Source organism: Nocardia sp. NPDC051787 (assembly GCF_040681325.1).
In the GTDB taxonomy this organism is placed as follows: Bacteria; Actinomycetota; Actinomycetes; order Mycobacteriales; family Mycobacteriaceae; genus Nocardia.
This window is the reverse complement of sequence record NZ_JBFAYO010000044.1, coordinates 1-16,446: the sequence shown is the minus strand read 5'-3', so window position 1 is coordinate 16,446 and position 16,446 is coordinate 1. Positions and strand designations below refer to the sequence as shown.

16 protein-coding genes are annotated in these 16,446 nt (G+C 65.6%); 7 read left to right on the top strand and 9 right to left on the bottom strand.

What is annotated here, in order from left to right:
- Positions 1-100: 100 nt before the first annotated feature.
- The 4 genes from AB0M45_RS31025 to AB0M45_RS31010 all read right to left on the bottom strand — a co-directional run bounded on the left by AB0M45_RS31025 (position 101) and on the right by AB0M45_RS31010 (position 3,018).
- On the bottom strand, positions 101-1,273 hold the full coding sequence (locus AB0M45_RS31025; RefSeq protein WP_364336497.1) for an aminoglycoside phosphotransferase family protein: 1,173 nt from the start codon (positions 1,271-1,273) through the stop codon (positions 101-103).
- A 174-nt stretch (positions 1,274-1,447) separates the two neighbouring features.
- Entirely contained in the window at positions 1,448-1,789 is a 342-nt protein-coding gene (locus tag AB0M45_RS31020; RefSeq protein WP_364336495.1) for a hypothetical protein, read from the bottom strand.
- 142 nt (positions 1,790-1,931) lie between these two features.
- Positions 1,932-2,423, bottom strand: a complete 492-nt coding sequence (locus AB0M45_RS31015) for a nuclear transport factor 2 family protein (RefSeq protein ID WP_364336493.1) — start codon at positions 2,421-2,423, stop codon at positions 1,932-1,934.
- A gap of 10 nt (positions 2,424-2,433) precedes the next feature.
- Positions 2,434-3,018 carry an NAD(P)H-dependent oxidoreductase gene (locus tag AB0M45_RS31010; protein ID WP_364336491.1) on the bottom strand — a complete coding sequence of 195 codons (585 nt, stop codon included), beginning with the start codon at positions 3,016-3,018 and terminating at the stop codon, positions 2,434-2,436.
- Positions 3,019-3,152: 134 nt separating this feature from the next.
- Here AB0M45_RS31010 and sigJ point away from each other — a divergent pair, with 134 nt between their 5' ends.
- Positions 3,153-4,043: an RNA polymerase sigma factor SigJ gene (gene sigJ, locus AB0M45_RS31005; RefSeq protein WP_364336489.1), complete on the top strand. Its 891-nt coding sequence runs from the start codon at positions 3,153-3,155 to the stop codon at positions 4,041-4,043.
- A 616-nt stretch (positions 4,044-4,659) separates the two neighbouring features.
- Here the strand turns inward: sigJ and AB0M45_RS31000 are convergent.
- Positions 4,660-6,027 carry a flavin monoamine oxidase family protein gene (locus AB0M45_RS31000; protein WP_364336487.1) on the bottom strand — a complete coding sequence of 456 codons (1,368 nt, stop codon included), beginning with the start codon at positions 6,025-6,027 and terminating at the stop codon, positions 4,660-4,662.
- A gap of 61 nt (positions 6,028-6,088) precedes the next feature.
- Between AB0M45_RS31000 and AB0M45_RS30995 the strand changes: the two genes are divergently transcribed.
- From AB0M45_RS30995 to AB0M45_RS30980, 4 genes are all read left to right on the top strand, one after another.
- Positions 6,089-6,706, top strand: a complete 618-nt coding sequence (locus AB0M45_RS30995; protein WP_364336485.1) for a helix-turn-helix domain-containing protein — start codon at positions 6,089-6,091, stop codon at positions 6,704-6,706.
- 302 nt (positions 6,707-7,008) lie between these two features.
- Positions 7,009-7,269, top strand: coding sequence for a hypothetical protein (locus AB0M45_RS30990; RefSeq protein WP_364336483.1), 261 nt, complete (start codon positions 7,009-7,011; stop codon positions 7,267-7,269).
- A gap of 86 nt (positions 7,270-7,355) precedes the next feature.
- The gene (locus AB0M45_RS30985; protein ID WP_364336481.1) at positions 7,356-7,928 is read left to right on the top strand and encodes a hypothetical protein; all 573 of its coding nucleotides are present in this window, start codon (positions 7,356-7,358) and stop codon (positions 7,926-7,928) included.
- Positions 7,925-8,476: a LuxR C-terminal-related transcriptional regulator gene (locus tag AB0M45_RS30980; protein ID WP_364336479.1), complete on the top strand. Its 552-nt coding sequence runs from the start codon at positions 7,925-7,927 to the stop codon at positions 8,474-8,476. Before AB0M45_RS30985 ends, AB0M45_RS30980 begins: the two co-directional genes overlap by 4 nt.
- Here AB0M45_RS30980 and AB0M45_RS30975 read toward each other — a convergent pair.
- The gene (locus AB0M45_RS30975) at positions 8,369-12,625 is read right to left on the bottom strand and encodes a TIR domain-containing protein (protein WP_364336477.1); all 4,257 of its coding nucleotides are present in this window, start codon (positions 12,623-12,625) and stop codon (positions 8,369-8,371) included. The two genes, AB0M45_RS30980 and AB0M45_RS30975, sit on opposite strands and share 108 nt — an antisense overlap.
- A 116-nt stretch (positions 12,626-12,741) precedes the next feature.
- Positions 12,742-14,022: a helix-turn-helix domain-containing protein gene (locus tag AB0M45_RS30970; protein WP_364336475.1), complete on the bottom strand. Its 1,281-nt coding sequence runs from the start codon at positions 14,020-14,022 to the stop codon at positions 12,742-12,744.
- 167 nt (positions 14,023-14,189) lie between these two features.
- Here AB0M45_RS30970 and AB0M45_RS30965 point away from each other — a divergent pair, with 167 nt between their 5' ends.
- Positions 14,190-15,095, top strand: coding sequence for an AMP-binding protein (locus AB0M45_RS30965; RefSeq protein ID WP_364336473.1), 906 nt, complete (start codon positions 14,190-14,192; stop codon positions 15,093-15,095).
- 60 nt (positions 15,096-15,155) lie between these two features.
- On the opposite strand, the gene AB0M45_RS30960 is transcribed toward AB0M45_RS30965, so the two are convergent.
- Positions 15,156-15,791: a TetR/AcrR family transcriptional regulator gene (locus AB0M45_RS30960; protein ID WP_364336471.1), complete on the bottom strand. Its 636-nt coding sequence runs from the start codon at positions 15,789-15,791 to the stop codon at positions 15,156-15,158.
- A 64-nt stretch (positions 15,792-15,855) separates the two neighbouring features.
- Here AB0M45_RS30960 and AB0M45_RS30955 point away from each other — a divergent pair, with 64 nt between their 5' ends.
- On the top strand, positions 15,856-16,263 hold the full coding sequence (locus AB0M45_RS30955; protein WP_364336469.1) for a RidA family protein: 408 nt from the start codon (positions 15,856-15,858) through the stop codon (positions 16,261-16,263).
- Here the strand turns inward: AB0M45_RS30955 and AB0M45_RS30950 are convergent.
- Positions 16,260-16,446, bottom strand: a 187-nt coding sequence (locus tag AB0M45_RS30950; protein WP_364336467.1) for a hypothetical protein, incomplete at its 5' end; no start/stop codon positions are given. The genes AB0M45_RS30955 and AB0M45_RS30950 overlap by 4 nt on opposite strands.

The window sequence follows — 16,446 nt, the reverse complement described above, 5'->3', positions numbered from 1 at the left end:
GTCATCGTCGGTGACGGGCCGGAGCGTCGGCGGCTGGCCCGGATGATGCCGACCGCGGTGCCGGGCTTCCGCCCGGCCGCGACGCCGCGATGGGCAAAGGTCAGACGGCGAGCGCGTCCAGAGAATCGTGATCATCGATGGCCGTGGTGATTCGCTTCAGCAGCGTCAAGCAGGTCTCCACCGGCTGCATCTTGGGTTGATACGCGGCCCTGCCGATCGTGAATGCCCAAGCCGCGTAGGCGAACATGGACTGCTGCCGATACGCCAGCCATGCGTCATCGAAGGACGGCGCCTGGCCGTCGAGCGGTCCGAGCTCGTCCAGGTAGGCCGCCAGCAGCTCGCGATCCCATGCACGCCGGTCCTCTGGCTCGCATCCCGAGTTGAGGGTGTAGGCGAAGTCGTGTGCCCAGCCTCCCCGCATCACCACCTGCCAATCGACGAATCCCATTCGCCCTGTGCCGGTGCTGTATGTCTGGCCGATGTGCGGGTCACCGTGCAGCAGGGTCTGGGGTAGCTCGTTCGTCGCCAGATCGATCGCTCGCTCGACGCCGGCCCACAGCCGTTCCGCCTGCCCGTGCAGGGCCTCGGGAACCACTTCCTCGGCTCGCCGCAGGCCGACCTCGCAACGCTTCTTCATGTCGATGGCGGCGAGATAGGCCTGCAGCGCTTCGGTCGTGGTTTTGAGGTCCGTGATCGACGGGTGATTCCAGAAGGTCCGGTGCAGCCGGGCGAGATTGCGTACCAGATCTTCGATCTGGTCCCGGGCGACCGGGGCGTTCGGCTCGATGAACTGCGCACCGCGGGTCGAGGCGATGTCTTCCATCAGAGCGATCGAACGCCACGACCCCGCGTCGGCGGCGCCCCAATAGCCGAATGGAGCCTCGATATCGACCTGGGGCCGGAAGTCCCTGAAGAAGCGGGTTTCGCCGTCGATCATCTTGCCGCCACCGAGCAGAATCCGTTGGGAGAAGGCGGTTGTCGTCTTGGCGAAGAGATCGGTCGGCAAGTTCGCCTGCTTGCCTGCGTCGTTGTACTCGACCCGAATCGCGACGCGAGTGGATGTTCCGCGGCTGCCGTTGGAGGTTTCGAACGAGAGCACCTCGGCATCGGGGACATCGCGGCATAAGACGGCCGTGAGCCACTGCGGTGTGAGGGTTTCACCGGATACCGGGACGTCGTCGACGTCCCGGGCTTTCGGCCGGATGATCTTCTCGCCCACGATGTGAGCGCCAACTGTGACAGACCGTCCGAGCAACCAGAGCTTGTGGTTCATTCGCTTGCCTCGATTCCGGAGTACGACTCGACCGCCCGAGCAGCTGGATCGCCAGCGCACGGGTCCGCAGGACAGTAACTCATGCTCGGGAAAACCTTCTCCGGCAAGGCGATTGCCGAGCTTCGGCTCGGCGAGGTCAGCTCACGGCCCCCAGCCGCGCCACCGACGGTGATGTCATGTCGTGAACAGCGCCGTCAATAGCAGCACAGACGTGACCGCGAACGCTGGCATCGAAATCTTGATGGCGCGCGTCCTATGTTTTCGTGGGAAGGCGAAAGGCAGCGTGAGAGCGGCAACGAGTCCACTGGGGACGGCCAGCATCGTGCCGATGATCAGCCCATCGCCGTGGGGATCGTTGGCGGGATCGGTCGACAGCCGCGAGCTGAGCACGAGGAACACGCACCACAACCACAATGCGCCGATGGCGATGCTGATGACACCGGCAACAATGCGCAGTACGACATGCCACCGGGGGCGGTTTCGGGCATGAAGTGAATCTGGATTGGGGCCGAGCACGTGCGGTGAGTGCGGCTTATCCACCCCTCAGCATGTCATGCATGCGCTGGGCAGGGCCGCTTCTAGCGCCGCGAGGCCAGTGGGACGCGATGCTGCCCCCACGGGCTGCTTGTAGCTGCGGCGGCCCGTGGGCAGCGCACGATCACCGGGGTAGCTGCACAGCGGATACGTCCACACCCACTCCGTTCTCTCCCGGCGGCGAGCCCGCCAGCGGCGAGTTGTCGAAGTATCGGATCTCGTAGACCCGTTCGGTGAACTTCCAGCCGTCGGCCGTTCGCCGGTAGCGATCGTGGTAGATCGCATAGTTCAAATGTGAAGTGCCGCTGCGTAATCGGCCGAACTCGCAGATGTGGGCGCGGCCTGAGGCGGTGTCGCCGTCGATGTCGATCGCGCCGGGATGGGTGTGCTGGACGAAGTAGTCCCATTCGCCTTGCATTCGTCGCATTCCGGTCTGGAATTCGGCGCGCCCGTCGAGTTCGATACCAGCGTCGGGGATGCGTAGCACCGCGTCGTCGGTGAACATCGATAGCAGGCGGTCGAAGTCGCGCATCATCACCGCGTCGGTGTAATGGGCGCAGAGCGCTTCGATCTCGATGCGGTCGGCGAGCGACCGAAAGTCGTTTGGCGTCACCATGATCGGCTCCTCATGAATTGATGAGAGTGGTTTCGGCGCCGGCCCTCAGTGGCGCGAGCGCAGCGCTCCAGCCGATGAGCTGATCCAGCGTTTTGTTCAAGGCGGCGCCATGGTGGTCGCGTGGTGTGAAGGTGGTGTGGTGCTCGAAGTCGGTGAGTAGCGAGATCGCGACCTGATAGCCCACGTCGGCCATACCCAGCGTGCTGCAAACCGTCCGCAACTGCACTACGGCGCGAGCGCCGCCGCCCGCGCCATAGGAGACGAACGCGACCGCCTTGTCGGTCCACTCCGCGGACAGGTGGTCTATGGCGTTCTTCAGGACTCCGGGGGCACCGCCGTTGTATTCCGGAGTCACCATCACGAAGCCGTCGAACGGGGCGATCCGCTCGGCCCAGGCGCGGGTGTGTTCATGGACCGATGGGCCGAACATCGGCGGCGCGGGCTCGTCCAGATGCGGTAGCGGGTGGTCGCGCAGATCGATCAGTTCGAACTCGGCGTCGCCGCGCTGCGATGCCGTGTCCAGAACCCACTGGGCGACCTGCGGGCCGTTGCGGTTGGGCCGGGTACTGCCGAGGATGATGCCGATTCTGATCATTTCCGAACTCCTGCTTTGCTGAACATGTCACGACCTTCGACGACACAGCCGTCCGAAATGTCAGGCCGCCTCACAAATCGGGTCGTTGATTCGTCGATTTCGGTGAGGGACGCACAGACCGAAGGGAGCCGACCATGGCCGATCCGCACCTGCCCGCGGTGATCAGTGAACGTCGTCAGCTGATCAATCTCGCCTACCGGCTGCTCGGCTCCCTGGCCGAGGCCGAGGATGTGGTGCAGGAGACCTATGCGCGCTGGTACGCGTTGTCCGAGCGGCAGCGACAGGACGTGGCGGCGCCCGGCGCGTGGCTGACGACGGTCGCCAGCCGCATCTGCCTGGATCTACTCGGCTCGGCGCGAAGCAGGCGGGAGCGCTATGTGGGCGAATGGATCCCGGAGCCGGTACCCGACCGTTCCGAATGGCTCGGTGGTCCCGCCCCCGCCGATCCCGCCGACCGGGTGACCCTGGACGAGTCGATCAGTATGGCCTTCCTCGTCGTGATGGATTCCATGACGCCCGCCGAGCGGGTGGCATTCGTCCTGCACGACGTCTTCCGTTACTCCTTCGCCGAGGTCGCCGACATCGTCGGGCGCACCCCCGCGGCCTGCCGCCAGCTCGCCTCCTCCGCCCGCCGCCGCATCCACACATCGCAGGGCCCGTCGAGTACCGGGCGCGCCGAGGTGGTCAGGGACTTCAAGCGGGCCTGGGAGACGGGGGATATCGAGGCCCTGATCGGTGTGCTCGATCCGCAGGCGACCGCGACCGCCGACAGCGGCGGCCTGACCCCGGCTTTCCGCCACCCGATCACCGGCGGCGAGCAGATCGCCCGCGCCTGGATCGAAATTGCCGCCCGAGCCCCCGAGGTGACGCTGCTCGAGCGCACGGTGAACGGCCAACCCGGCCTGGTGGCGCAGCTGGCCGGCACCATCGTGTCGGTCTACGCCTTCGATATCGCCGACGGCCGGATCACTCGCATCTGGGCGATCCGCAATCCGGCGAAACTCCGGCCCTGGAAAGCTCGCTGAACTGCGTGATCGCGACGGCGAGGAACGACGATGTTTCGTCCGACCACAGCCGAGTGCCGAGGTCGGCCACAGTGAAGGTCAAGAAGATCGTGATCGACGGAATGTTGGAGCGGATGGAGCAGGCGTTTCCCGGCTCCTCCTCGAAAGTCCGCTGGAGTGAACTGGCCACCCAGGCCAGCCAGGAGCGGTTCGTCGGTAACGCCGGTGGCGCCCCGTTCGGCCTCGCGATGGGGACCAGTCAGACCGGCCCACTGCGACCCGGTGTACGGACTCCCGTCCGCGGCTTATTCGTGGTCGGCACCAGCACCGCATGGGCCCGGCAACCGAGGGAGCGATGCTCAGCGGCCAACACGCCGCCGGTTCGATTGTCGGACGTGATGTCCATCGTGAGGTCCGAGATGGAGCGGTCATCGCGGAAAAGTCCCGACTGGCCCCGTGGGGCCCGGCTTCGACGTTGGACGCCTGCTGTGGTCTCGGCGCCAAGGCGCGCGCCACCGACACCGGCGACACACAGGCCGCGCCCTTCACGGTTGCGTGACTGTGCCGTCGGGGCACCCGAAGGCCGCGGTCGAAGCTCACCGCGCGCCGCGTCGACCGCACGAGTCTTGACGGATAGCTACATGCGGGCATGCAACATGAGGACGCCAGAGATTTCGCGGGCGGCTCGGTGGCCGGATTCGACGGCACCGTCCATGTAACCCGCCCAGCGAGTGGCGGTTTCGGTGCCTGCCCAATGCAATGGACCGATGGGGGAGCGCAGCGCACTTCCGAACCGGGTGAGGGTCGACGGCGCGGTGAACGCTCCGTAGCACCCGCGACTGAATTCCTCCTCGGCCCAGTCTCGTTCGAGATAAGCGATCGGATGCCGGGCCCGTGGTCCGAAGTATCCGGCCAGATCGGTCAGGACTTGGGAGCGACGCTCGGCGAGCCCCAGCCGGCCTGCGGCATCGGCGTGCTTGCCCTCGAGGAATCCGACCAGCACTCCGGGTGCACCGTCCTGTGGCGTGTTGTCGAAGACGGTGCCCACTGGCCGATGATCGCTGTTGGCCTGGCCGCTGAGCCCGTCACGGCGCCAGAACGGCTCGTCGTAGACGACATTGACCTTGATCACCCGGCCCATCGGCATGCGCTGGACGAGTTGGTCACGGTCACCGGGAAGGCCAGGATCGAAGCGGATCCGTGCAGCCAACGGGGGCGGCACCGCGATCACCGCACGGGCGGCTCGGACCGTGGCCCTTCCCGCGGAAACCTGAACACCCGCTGTATCCCAAGTGATTTCGGTGACCGGCGCGCCGAGCACGACACGGTCGCCGAGTTCATCGGCCAAAGCCGATGCGATGCGTTGCGAACCTCCGACGACCCGGTCCTGTTGCGCGCCGCCCGCGGTGTTGATCAATGCCTCCAGCCCGCCCGCCGCGCCGACGTAGAAGCAGGCCCACAGTGCGGACAGGTCCTCCGGTTCCGCGGAGAACACCGCCTCGGTGATCAGCCGGAAAAAGGATCGGCCACCGGAGGTGTAGACGTTGCGCCGAAGCCAGGTGGCGAACGTCTGGCCGTCCAGATGTTCGGCTTGCCCGGCCAGCCACGGCTCCCGCGCCGCGACCTGGCGTGCGAGGCGGTCGAGTCGCCACTGGGCCAGTGCGACATCGGCCAGCGCCACCGGGTTCAGTCGTGGAACGCGACCGGTGTACACCGATCGGGCCGTACCGATTTCGGCGATATGCCGACCTTCGGTGTGCGTGGGGAAGGTGGCCAGGCCGAGTTCGCCGATCAGCGCGAGCACCTGATCCTGTCCCGGTCCAACCCATTGTCCGCCTACCTCGATCGCGGCGCCCCCCGGCAGTGCGGCATTGAGCAGCCGCCCACCGACGCGGTCCCGCGCTTCCAGCACCACTACCGCACGCCCGGCCTCGACCAGGTCGCGCGCGGCCACCAACCCCGCAAGCCCGGCACCCACCACCGCTACGTCCACGGACTTCTGCATCACTACCTGCCTTCATACACAGCGTATCTTAAATACACACTGTATGTGATATCCATAGCGTATGGAATCTGTTCGGGAAAAGTACGCGGAGAGCACCCGTCAAACGCTGTTCGACACCGCGCTGCGCCTGTTCGCCGAACGTGACTATGCGGACCTCTCGGCGGAGGAACTGGTGCGGGCGGCCGGCCTGACGCGCGGCGCGCTCTACCACCACTTCGATGGCAAGCGCGGCCTGTTCGAAGCGGTCATGAGTGAACTGGAAGGCCGAGCGGCACAGCGGATCCGCGAAGCAACCGCGACCAGCTCGGACCCATTCGAACGCGCCGATCGCGGAGTAGCGGAATTCCTGAACATCTGCGCCGAACACGACTACCGCCAGATCGTGCTGTTGCAGGGCCCGCTCGCACTGGGCTGGCAGCGCTGGCGCGAACTGGATCAACAGCACCTCGGCGGACTGGTCGTCGATGCCGTACGAGCTCTACTCGACGCCGAACTCATCCGGCCACACCCCGCCGAGCTGGTCGCCAGCGCGTTCTACGGCGCCCTGACCGAGCTGTCGCTGACCATCGCCGACACCGATCACGCTGACCGAACTCGCGCACAGGCAACCCGTCTCATACAAGACCTCCTCGGCGGACTGGCGACGGGGGCGGCCGGAACCGTCACTTCTGCCCGATAGCCGGACCGCGAAGGTCCACCCGAGCTGGGCTCAGCGAGTATCGTGCAGGGGTTCATCCCGCCCGTCTGCCGTCCCAGCCACGACGACACGGCCGCCTTCGCATCGATTTCTCCGGCCACCGGTGTGCCATCGGCGAACTCTTGGACATCCATCGGCGAACTCTTGGACATGGCGCTCGAAGACATCCCACGGGAAGTTCGGGCCGACGTCTGTGTGGGTGCCGATCCCGTGAGGTTTCTGCCCTGTTCCTATGATCGAGTCTGGATGGTTGCCGTTCCTCTTGCGTTACAGGGTCATTCGACATGGCGATGACAGTCGAGAGCTATTCCGGGATCGTCGCGCGAATCAATCACGCGGCGTTGCATCCCGCTGACTGGTCGCAGGCAGTGCACGATATCGTCACGGCATTGCGCGCCCACCGGGGCGTTTTGGTCGTATCCGACGCGGGTTGCCGGCGGATGACTGCTTCTTCCATCGGGGCGGACGATCTGCGCCGCAGTTATAACGCCGGGTTCTGGCGTATCGATCCGATCGCGAGTGTGCACCCGCCGGTGTCATCATGACGTGTGACGAGTTGCTGGAGCCGGATTATTTGCGCCGGCATCCATTCTTCAGGGAGTGGATGTGTCCACATCGGCTCGGCAACGGGATGCTGGCGCTGCTCACCAGCGGCGCCAGGACGTCGTGGATCGGGCTGTATCCCGATTCCGGCCATGACCTCGACCGACCACAGGCGACGTCGGCAATGCGCCTGCTGCTTCCGCATCTGCGGCAGGCACTGACCGTGCAGTCTCGTTTGGCGGATGCCCGGAGCGAGCGCGACCGGGCCACCGCCGTCCTCGACCTGCAGGGGCACGGGCTGGTGATCGTGGCGAGTTGCGGTGCTGTCAGCTACGCGAACCCCGCGGCATTGTCGATCCCGGCCTCCGGGGATGGTCTCGGTATCGGACGCCGCGGCCACCTGGAATCATCGGACAGCCGAGCTGCGGCCGAGCTGCGCGCGATGATCGATTCGGCGGTGCAAAAGCACGGCCAGTATGCCGGGGGCGCACGCTCATTCCGCGGCACAGCGGCGGCGGCTCGTACGCACTGCGGGTGCTGCCGCTGGACCCCGCCCTCGGTCGCCGGGGCGAGCGTCCGCCGGCGGCCCTGGTCGTCATCGTCGATCCGGATCGAAAAACACCGGGAGGGCCGAAGGCGCCGCGGCAACTGTACGGGTTGACCGCCGCCGAAGCGCGCGTCGCCGCGGCGACACTACGCGGCGAAGGTCTGCGTCCGATCGCAGAGGAACTTGCGGTTTCGGTGAACACCGCGCGCACACACCTGCAACACGTCTTCCATAAGACGGGCACCCATAGGCAGGTCGAATTGGTTCGGGTGCTGACCACCGTGCTGGCCGGTGACGGGTCAGCTCGAAGGAACAGCGGCTCAGGGTATGTGCGGCACCACCCCCGCTGTTGTTCCCGAATCGAGCCCGGCAGAGTCGGCGGGGGGGCGTCGACAACGTCGATCGACTTGTGGAAACGCGGGGAAACAAGCTACCTCTCGGAGGCTAGCGGCTACGTCGCTGCATCGCCGCAGTGCTGCCGGCGCGGGCGAAGAGAGCACCCGGGCCGAGATGGACGTCACCTGCTGCCCGGCTCAGGGCGAATGCTGCCCGGCTCAGGGCGAAACGGGTTTGCCGGGGCACAGCTCCATGTAGGGGATATCGGGCGAGATCCAGTCGTTCCACTGCTCACGGCTCGGATTCGAGGCCAGTTTGTTGCATAGCGCGTCCGCCCAGGCGGCAGGCGCCGGGACCTGCCAGATACCGCCGCCGATAAATGGCGGGTTGCCGTCGAGGGACACTTCGGAGGCCGCGACGAAGACGCGACGGCCGTCGTGGCTGAATCTGATGTCGGCGGTTCTGCCAGCTGCTGTGGTGTCGACGGGCTCGCCGATTTGGCGTCCCGAGGTGGTATCCCAGAACCGCAGCGTGTTGTCCTCGCAGGGCAAGAACTCGTGGGCGCAAATCGAGACCAGATAGCGACCGTCGGGACTGTAGGCGATGTCTACGTCCTGCTGGTTGGGGCCTTGCATCGGCGGGCCGACGGCCTCGCCGCTCTCGGCGTCCCATTCCTGAATTATCGTCCGGCTCGCTGCGGCGATGCGCCTGCCATCTGGGCTGAGCGTCATGGTCGAGAAGTTGTAAAAGGAATCGGGGCCGCCGATTGTGCCGATCGATTGTCTCGTTGTGGTGTCCCAGATCCGGATCGAGTCCGTGCTGCGGGAATACAGACGATGGCCGTCCTCGCTGAAGGTAACCCATTCGACGCGATTTTCGTGACCGGTCATCGGCGCGCCGATCTGCCGACCGTTGCGCCAGTCCCAGAGCCGGACCGTCTTGTCGTCGCTTGCGGTTGCAACTGTCTGCCCATCGTGGCTGAATGCCACGTTGTTCATGTCGTCGTCCCCGGTGATGGGGTCGCCGTGCGGCCGTCCGTTCGAGGTGTCCACCACGCGTATGTCTTTGCCGGCCGCGACCGCGAGCCAGCGGTGGTCCGGGCTGAAGTCGAAAGCGCTGGCTCCTCTGAGTGCCTCGGAAACAATGGCTTGGCCGACCGGTGCGCCGGTATCGGCGTCGAACCGTCGGAATGTGTCGTCGTTGAACACGAGGACTCGCGGGCCATCGGTTGTGCTGTCCAGCCCATAAGGTGGCAGAGCCACCTTGCTGCCACCCATCTGTGTGACCAGTGCGGAATCGGGATCGGCGTTCGATATCTGGACGGTGTCGCCGGATACCGAAACGATCTGATCTCCTTGCCGGGTGAAAGCGACGTCCCACACCGGTTCCTGGAACCTGAGCGGATTGCCGATCGGCTGACCGGTGTGCGCATCCCACAGTCGCACGGTCTTGTCGCTGCCACCGGTGGCGATCCGGCCGTTGTCCGGGCTGAATGCCACTGAAGTAATTGATCCGTAGTTTCCGAAGACCGGCGTGCCGATCGCCTCACCGGTATCAGCGTTCCACAGCCGTAGCGGCGACCCGGCACTGAGGAATGTACCCAGGCCCACGGTATTGCCGCCAGCGGCAACGATGTGGCCGTCAGGGCTGAATGCGACACTGAAGTTTGCGTCTCCTTCGCGCATACGCGGGTCGCCGCCCAGCAACGGTTCACCGAGTCGCAACCCGTTATTCGCGTCCCACAGCCGGACGGTGTTGTCCACACCGGCCGACGCCAGGCGCCGCCCGTCCGGGCTGAAGGCCAGAGCGGACACCAACCCCTCATGTCCCGTCAGCGGACTCCCGATCTGCCGCCCGGTCTCGGCATCCCACAACCGCAAAGTGTCCGCACTATCTACCGTGGCGACACGGTGCCCATCCGAACTGACCGCCGCTTCAGCGATGTAGTCCACGATGCCCGCCATCGGCTGACCGATGGGTTGGCGGGTGGCGGAATCCCAGATACGGATCGTGTCGTCGTCGTTGACCATCGCGACGAATCGCCCGTCCAGACTCAGCCCTTTGGCGTAGGTGGTCTCGGGATCCGCGAACGGCTCTCCGATCGGCTGCCCGGTCTCGGTGTCGAGCAGCTGAATTCCCGACGGGGTGAACGTTGCGATTCGCCGACCGTCGGCACTGAGGAGACCACCGCGGGGCAGATCGACGATCTTCCACAGTCTCGCCTTGTTGCTCAACGCGGTGACCAGCGCGCCGATGTTCGGGTTCGCCGAGATATGCTGCGCCGCCAGCAGTTTGTCGATGGCCTGCAGTTCACTGCCGGGCTGGCCGCCCGCGAGCATCGCCTGTCCTTGAGAGGTCAATCGTTCGGCGAGTGCCTCACGGCTGCGGTCGTCGGCCTCCCGGCGTTTCACGTTGGCGTCGTTGCGAGCGACGACCGCCAGCACGAAGCCGATCACCGCGACCAAGGCCACCACCAGTGTCAGGGCGAGTACGGCACGCAGAACTCTCGTCCGTTTGCGCAGCACGGCCGCGTGTGCTTGAGCCTCGTCTCGACGTTGCTGCGCGTTCCGCAATTCGGCCTCTCGGCGCTGCCTCTCGGCCTCCGCTTCGGCGTTCTCGCGCTCCCGCGAAGCCTGCAGAAATTCCGACGTGTGACGAACCCGATTCCCGAACACCGGGGAGTTCGCCAATTGCGTCGCCGCTGCGAGTCGCACGCCTTCGATCAGCCACTCCGGGCTGCGCCCGCTGCGTTCCCAGTCCGCGGCCGCGCGCTCGAGGTTGTCCGCCGCCTTCAGGTTTTCCGCCTGTTCCTGCAGCCACCGTGCTAGCGGGCCCCATTGCCGGAACAGGCTTTCCAGCGCAACCTCGATCACCGTCTCGCCGCCCCGCTCATCCTTGACGAGCAGTCGCCGAGCGACCATGGCATTGATCAGGTCGTGGCTGGCTGGCGGAAGCTCACTCCAGCGCGCGACTCGGCGCGAGGGCTGGTCGGTGTTCGGATCGACGGTGGCAAGCCACGGAATGAACGCTGCGCGCAACGAGTCGAGTTGCTGCGCTCGCAGGTCTGGATCCGTGGCGAGCAATGTATCGATTTCGGCGTGGACAATGTGCTGCATGCCTCCCATCGCCTGGTAGTTGGCGAGGGTGAGTTGCCCGGTGCTGCCGTAGTCGAGGAACAGGCGCGAGAGCGTCAGCGCGAGCAGCGGCAGGCTGTCGGCACCACCGGTGGCGTCGGTCAGCAGCCGGGCGACGAGTGCGGGGTCGAGACTCAGGCGCAGGCCCGCCGTGGTCGCGCGAGCGGCCGGTCCGGTGATCACCTCTTTGAATTCGGTGACCGGCATCGGCTTCAAATCACCGAATTCCCTGGCATGCACGCCGAGCAATTCCGGCGCGGTCTGCAGCGCCTCATAGCGGTCGGCCCGGATGGTCACCACCGCGATCATCGGCAATTCGGCGGCCGACTGCAGCAAACCGCCGAGCAGCCTGAGGAATCGGGCTGCCTCCGGCCCGGCGTCGGCGGTGAACAGTTCCTCGGCCTGATCGATCGGCAGAACCAAGGTCGGCGCCACACCTGGGCCGACCGAATGACGCTGGGCCTCGCGCAGCCAATTCGTCAGCTGGCCGGTGTCGTCGGCCAGGCAGGCGGCTTTGATGGCACCGAGCGATGGACCGGTCGGTCCGGCACGGGATCTGAGCTGCTGAATGGCGCGAGCCAGGCCTCGATCGCCGGTCACGGGAGCGCGTTCGGGGCGGACAATGTCGCACACCAGGAAGTTCTCGCGGTCACGACGCAGCCTGGGAAGGAGCCCGGCGCGCAGGAATGACGACTTCCCGACGCCCGATGGGCCGAGCACCACGAACAAACCTTCGACACCCGTCGTTCGCATGCCGCGCAGCGCGTCCAGGCCGCGCAGGATTTGTGGGTCGCGGCCGAAGAAGATGGCCGCGTCGGCATCCTCCATCGATTGCCAGCCCCGGTATGGGGCGCGCCCGCAGTCGCCCGGCGGTGGCCACGGAAAATGTTCGGCACCGATTCCGGCGTCGCGTAGACCGCGAAGCAATCTGTGTAAGCCGTCGCTGGCGAAGACGACCGGTGTGTCGCCGTTCTCGGGCGCGACCGTGGTGACCGGGCTGTGGCCGTCGGGGAACAGATCGCAGAACTGCCAATCTCGCGCTTTCTCGCCGCGACCGCTTGGGTCGAGTCGAGCGCAGAAGATCCGTTTGTTGAGGGATTCCGCGTACCGGAATTCGGCGAGGCACTCGGCCGACTGTTCCCATTCCGGAGAAATCAGGCAGATGACAGCTTCGCAGCGGTCCACCGCACGGACGAGTTCGGATTTCCAGCGGTTCCCTGGCGCAATACCCGTTCGAGGATCGACATCGAGAAAGATATCCCCGCTCAGACTCGGTTCGTTCTCGGTAAGCCACCGGGTGACGGCCACCGCGGACACCCGGTCCCGGCTGGAATAGCTCAAGAACACCCGATACATAGGTGAATACTGTCGTGGATAGCGGCAGTTGGCGCGAGTAGTGGACTACTCGTTCTGCGTCGAACACGACAGCCGGATCGGCTGGTTCCGCGTTGTCCGAGTCACGCCGTATCCGGGTGCGGCAGCGGTGGTCCGTACCAGTGGCAGACCAGTAGGGCGAGTTCGACGTCGAATCTGTCTTCCGCGATCGGCCTGCCGCGCCGCGACACTGCCCGTGCGACCCGGTACTTCACCGAGTTGGAGTGCATTTCGAGTTCTGCGGCGGCTGCTTTGTAGCTCGATCCGGTGCGCAGAAATACCCGTAGCGTCTCGCGTAGCCGTTCGTCGTTGTCGTTGGCGGCGGCCAGATCGCCGAGCACCTCGCCGACCCATTCCCAGACTTCCGTGATCCGGTCACCGAGTAGGGCCGCTACCGACAACCCGGGGTCTTCGGCCGCGATGATTCGCGGTTCGGCGGTTCCGCGCGCCAGGGCGACCGAGCGTGCGTCTCGGGCCAGGCGATGAGACCGCCGGAATCCCGGAGTTCCGGCGGCCACCGTACCGATCGCTACCGATGGCGCATCGGCTTGTGCGGCCGCGAAACGACGGACCCTGGCCGCGGCGCCGGGTTGCGCCGAACGATACGGCAGCCACGCCCAGGCGCTCATCTGATCCTCCGCGATGAAAAGTGGGGCCGCGGCAGTTCCCGCCGCCTCCGCCGACTTGCGGACGAATCGTCTCAGCTCGGCCAGTTCGTCACCGTGCGCGCCGGTGTCGGGGTACCAGACGATAAGCGCCAAATGGTGCCAATGGAGCGGATAGCGGATCTGGTCGATCGTGCTGTCGATATCGACGACTTTTTTGCCCGCCAGCAGTTCGCGTACACGTAGCGCGCGGACACTGTTGCGGGTTTCCAACCACTGCTCGCGCTCTGCTTCGTAGATGGCGACGACCTGCTGGATAACGTGGTCGAGATATTGAAACAGCCGGGTGGTGATCGCCTGTCCGGCGAGGAATTGTTCGACCGGCGTGATATCCGCGGCCTGCAGTTCGGCGAAAACCAGTTCGGTGAACCGCCGCTGGCCGAGGTGATATGCCCTGACCAGGGCATTGAGCGGGACGCCGTGCTGGGCCAAACGCCGGGTGTATTCGATTGCCGCGGAAGGTAGATGAATTCGCGCTGCCGGGATGTCGTGCCGCAGCGCGTGCAGCAGAGTGTCGAGATTGCCCTGCACGCTGGAACCGAGCAGGTCGACGGTGTGCACATCCGCACGCAGCTCGGGTACTTCTTCCTCTAGTCCACGGTGGATACTCGCGCTGATATCCGTCACCCGCTCGTTCATGCGGGCGGCGATCCTCGCGACACAGCGGCCCACCTCACCGTCGCGACGAAAAGTCGTCACCACCTGATGATAGTTACACCCGGGACCGTGGTGGCGAGACGTGCGGTCGATGCTGTCTTCCGGGGACAAAGTGCGCGACGAATTCAGTCGATGCGCGACGGTGTGGATCCACCGCCCGATTTCTACAGTTTTCAACGATCCGTGTACGCCGATGCTTAGGACATCGCATGACACTTTCGACCCTCCCGGACCGTCGCGCCGAGGTCGCGCCGCAGGCGGTCGCCCTTGCCGACGACAGCAGCGAACTGAACAACCGCGAATTGCTGGCGACCGTGCAGCGTGCCGCGGCCTGCCTGCGCGCCGCGGGCGTCGCGACCGGCGACGTGGTCGCGATCATGCTCCCTGCCACCGTCGACCTCGTGGTGTCGCTGTTCGCCACGTGGCGCGTGGGTGCCACAGCGACCCTGATCGACCCGTCCCTGACCGACCGAGAGGCCGGCTACCAGATAGCTGACGTGGGCTCCAAGGTCCTCATCGTCGCCACGCACCCTCCGGCCATCTCCTCTCCGGTCCGGGTCGTCACGCCCGCCTGGGAGTTCAGCGCGGCAGCACCCGACACCGCCGACGTGGCACGGCCCGGCATGGCCGGACCGGCGCTTATCACCTACATCGGCACCGGCAACCGAGCGATATTGGACCACAGGAACCTCGAGGCGATGTGCCAGTTGGTGATCAAGGTATTCGCGCTGACCGATGCCGACCACAGCCTGTCGGCCCTGCCGATGTGGCAGGTAAGCGGGCTCATGCTCGGCGCCTTGTCGCCGTTGATTGCCGGGGGGCGCGCCACTATGGCGGGCCCGCTCAGCCCGGAGGGGTTCTCGGACCGGATAGAACACAGCCGGCCGACCTACCTCTCCGCGGTCCCGAAAAATTACGCAGCGCTGTCCGATCTACCCGGCCACATGCGGACGAACAACTCGTCGGTGCGATTCGCAATCTGCTGCGTGGAACACGCGGGAATCGAACTCAAAACCAAGTTCGAACACCGCTGTGGAATACCACTCATCAACGGATACGGGCTGAGCACGGTCATTGCCCGAGCACACGAAATCCGTGCATTGGTGACGAACTAGACGGTATTCCGCATCCAGGCTCTTCGATCTCGCGTTCAGATCGTTCAGCGGATCGGCAGATCAGCTACGGTCGACCAGAACGTCCCAGCCGGATTCGACCGAGCGTCTGCATTGCTCCGGATCGTCGCCCGCGGCGACGAAGAGTGCGGTGAGCATCGGCATGCCGTACGCGAGGGTCTCGCGCGGCAGCGGTCCCGAGGTGACCAGAGTGGCGAGGCCGTGACCGACGGTCCATGCCTGTGTCGCCAACTCCAGCGGGTTGACGTCGCTGCGGAAGCGGCCTTCCGCCTTCGCTCGCTCCACCGCGTGCACCAAGCGGTGCAGCGTCTCGTCGGCGGCCGCGGCGTCCTCGAGTTCGAAGTTCGCGTCGAACATGACGCGATAGAGATCCGGGTTCTCCAGCGCGTTGCGCAGGTAGGCGGCACCGAGCGCGACCTGGTCTCGGACCGGGTCCGCGGTCGTCTCGACCATGGCGAGTTTCGCGGCCAAGCGGGTGAATCCCTCCTGCCGCAATGCTTTCCACAACCCATCCACGCCGTCGAAGTAGGTGTAGACGGCCATGGTCGACACGTCGGTGCCCGCGACCAAGGCGCGCAACGTCACCGGCTCGCGCATCCGGAGCATGTGCGCGGCTCGTTCGATCAGCATCGACCGGATGCGGGGATTCTTGGTGCGGGCCATGGTGGAACGTAACATAGCATTGTTATGGTTTTTGCTCCGAGTGCCGCACCGCGGAACGAGACGAGCGAAGGAGTGGGCCATGGCCGTGAAACTGATCAATCCCGAGGCATTGCCGAAACCGGAGGTGTACCGCCAGCTCTCGATTGCCGAGGGATCGAAGTTGGTGTTCGTGGCGGGCCAGGTGGCCCGCGACGCGAACGGCGAAAAGGTGGGCGAGGGCGACTTCGCCGCTCAGGTCGAGCAGGCGTATCTCAATGTGGCCGCGGCCCTGGCCGAGGTCGGTGGTTCCTGGGACGACATCGCCAAGCTGACCATCTATGTCGTCGACTGGACGCCGGACAAGATGCCGCTGCTGGGCGAGGGTGTCGGGCGCGCCGCCGCGAAACTCGGGATCGACCCGGTCAAGCCGATTACGCTGCTCGGCGTCTCGGCCCTGGGTGAGCCGGACATCATGGTGGAAGTCGAGGCGACGGCGGTGCTGGACTAGGTGGCGTTGTTCTCGTGCCTGCCAGCTGCCTCGTGATAGGCGGCCGTCAATTCCGCGAGCACTCCATCGGCAGGCATCGACACTCCCGCTAGCCACTGTTTTGAAAGTGGGTTGTTGACGGCGTCGCTGCGCGGCGGCCTCAACAGCCTGGTTGTGATCGAGATCCTCTGCTCGCGTTGGCAT

Bases quoted from the DNA above. Each gene is read 5' to 3' on its own strand.
- AB0M45_RS31025 (WP_364336497.1), bottom strand. From the start codon at position 1,273: ATGAACCACAAGCTCTGGTTGCTCGGACGGTCTGTCACAGTTGGCGCT.
- AB0M45_RS31015 (WP_364336493.1), bottom strand. From the start codon at position 2,423: ATGGTGACGCCAAACGACTTTCGGTCGCTCGCCGACCGCATCGAGATC.
- AB0M45_RS31010 (WP_364336491.1), bottom strand. From the start codon at position 3,018: ATGATCAGAATCGGCATCATCCTCGGCAGTACCCGGCCCAACCGCAAC.
- sigJ (WP_364336489.1), top strand. From the start codon at position 3,153: ATGGCCGATCCGCACCTGCCCGCGGTGATCAGTGAACGTCGTCAGCTG.
- AB0M45_RS31000 (WP_364336487.1), bottom strand. From the start codon at position 6,027: ATGCAGAAGTCCGTGGACGTAGCGGTGGTGGGTGCCGGGCTTGCGGGG.
- AB0M45_RS30995 (WP_364336485.1), top strand. From the start codon at position 6,089: ATGGAATCTGTTCGGGAAAAGTACGCGGAGAGCACCCGTCAAACGCTG.
- AB0M45_RS30990 (WP_364336483.1), top strand. From the start codon at position 7,009: ATGGCGATGACAGTCGAGAGCTATTCCGGGATCGTCGCGCGAATCAAT.
- AB0M45_RS30985 (WP_364336481.1), top strand. From the start codon at position 7,356: ATGCTGGCGCTGCTCACCAGCGGCGCCAGGACGTCGTGGATCGGGCTG.
- AB0M45_RS30965 (WP_364336473.1), top strand. From the start codon at position 14,190: ATGACACTTTCGACCCTCCCGGACCGTCGCGCCGAGGTCGCGCCGCAG.
- AB0M45_RS30960 (WP_364336471.1), bottom strand. From the start codon at position 15,791: ATGTTACGTTCCACCATGGCCCGCACCAAGAATCCCCGCATCCGGTCG.
- AB0M45_RS30955 (WP_364336469.1), top strand. From the start codon at position 15,856: ATGGCCGTGAAACTGATCAATCCCGAGGCATTGCCGAAACCGGAGGTG.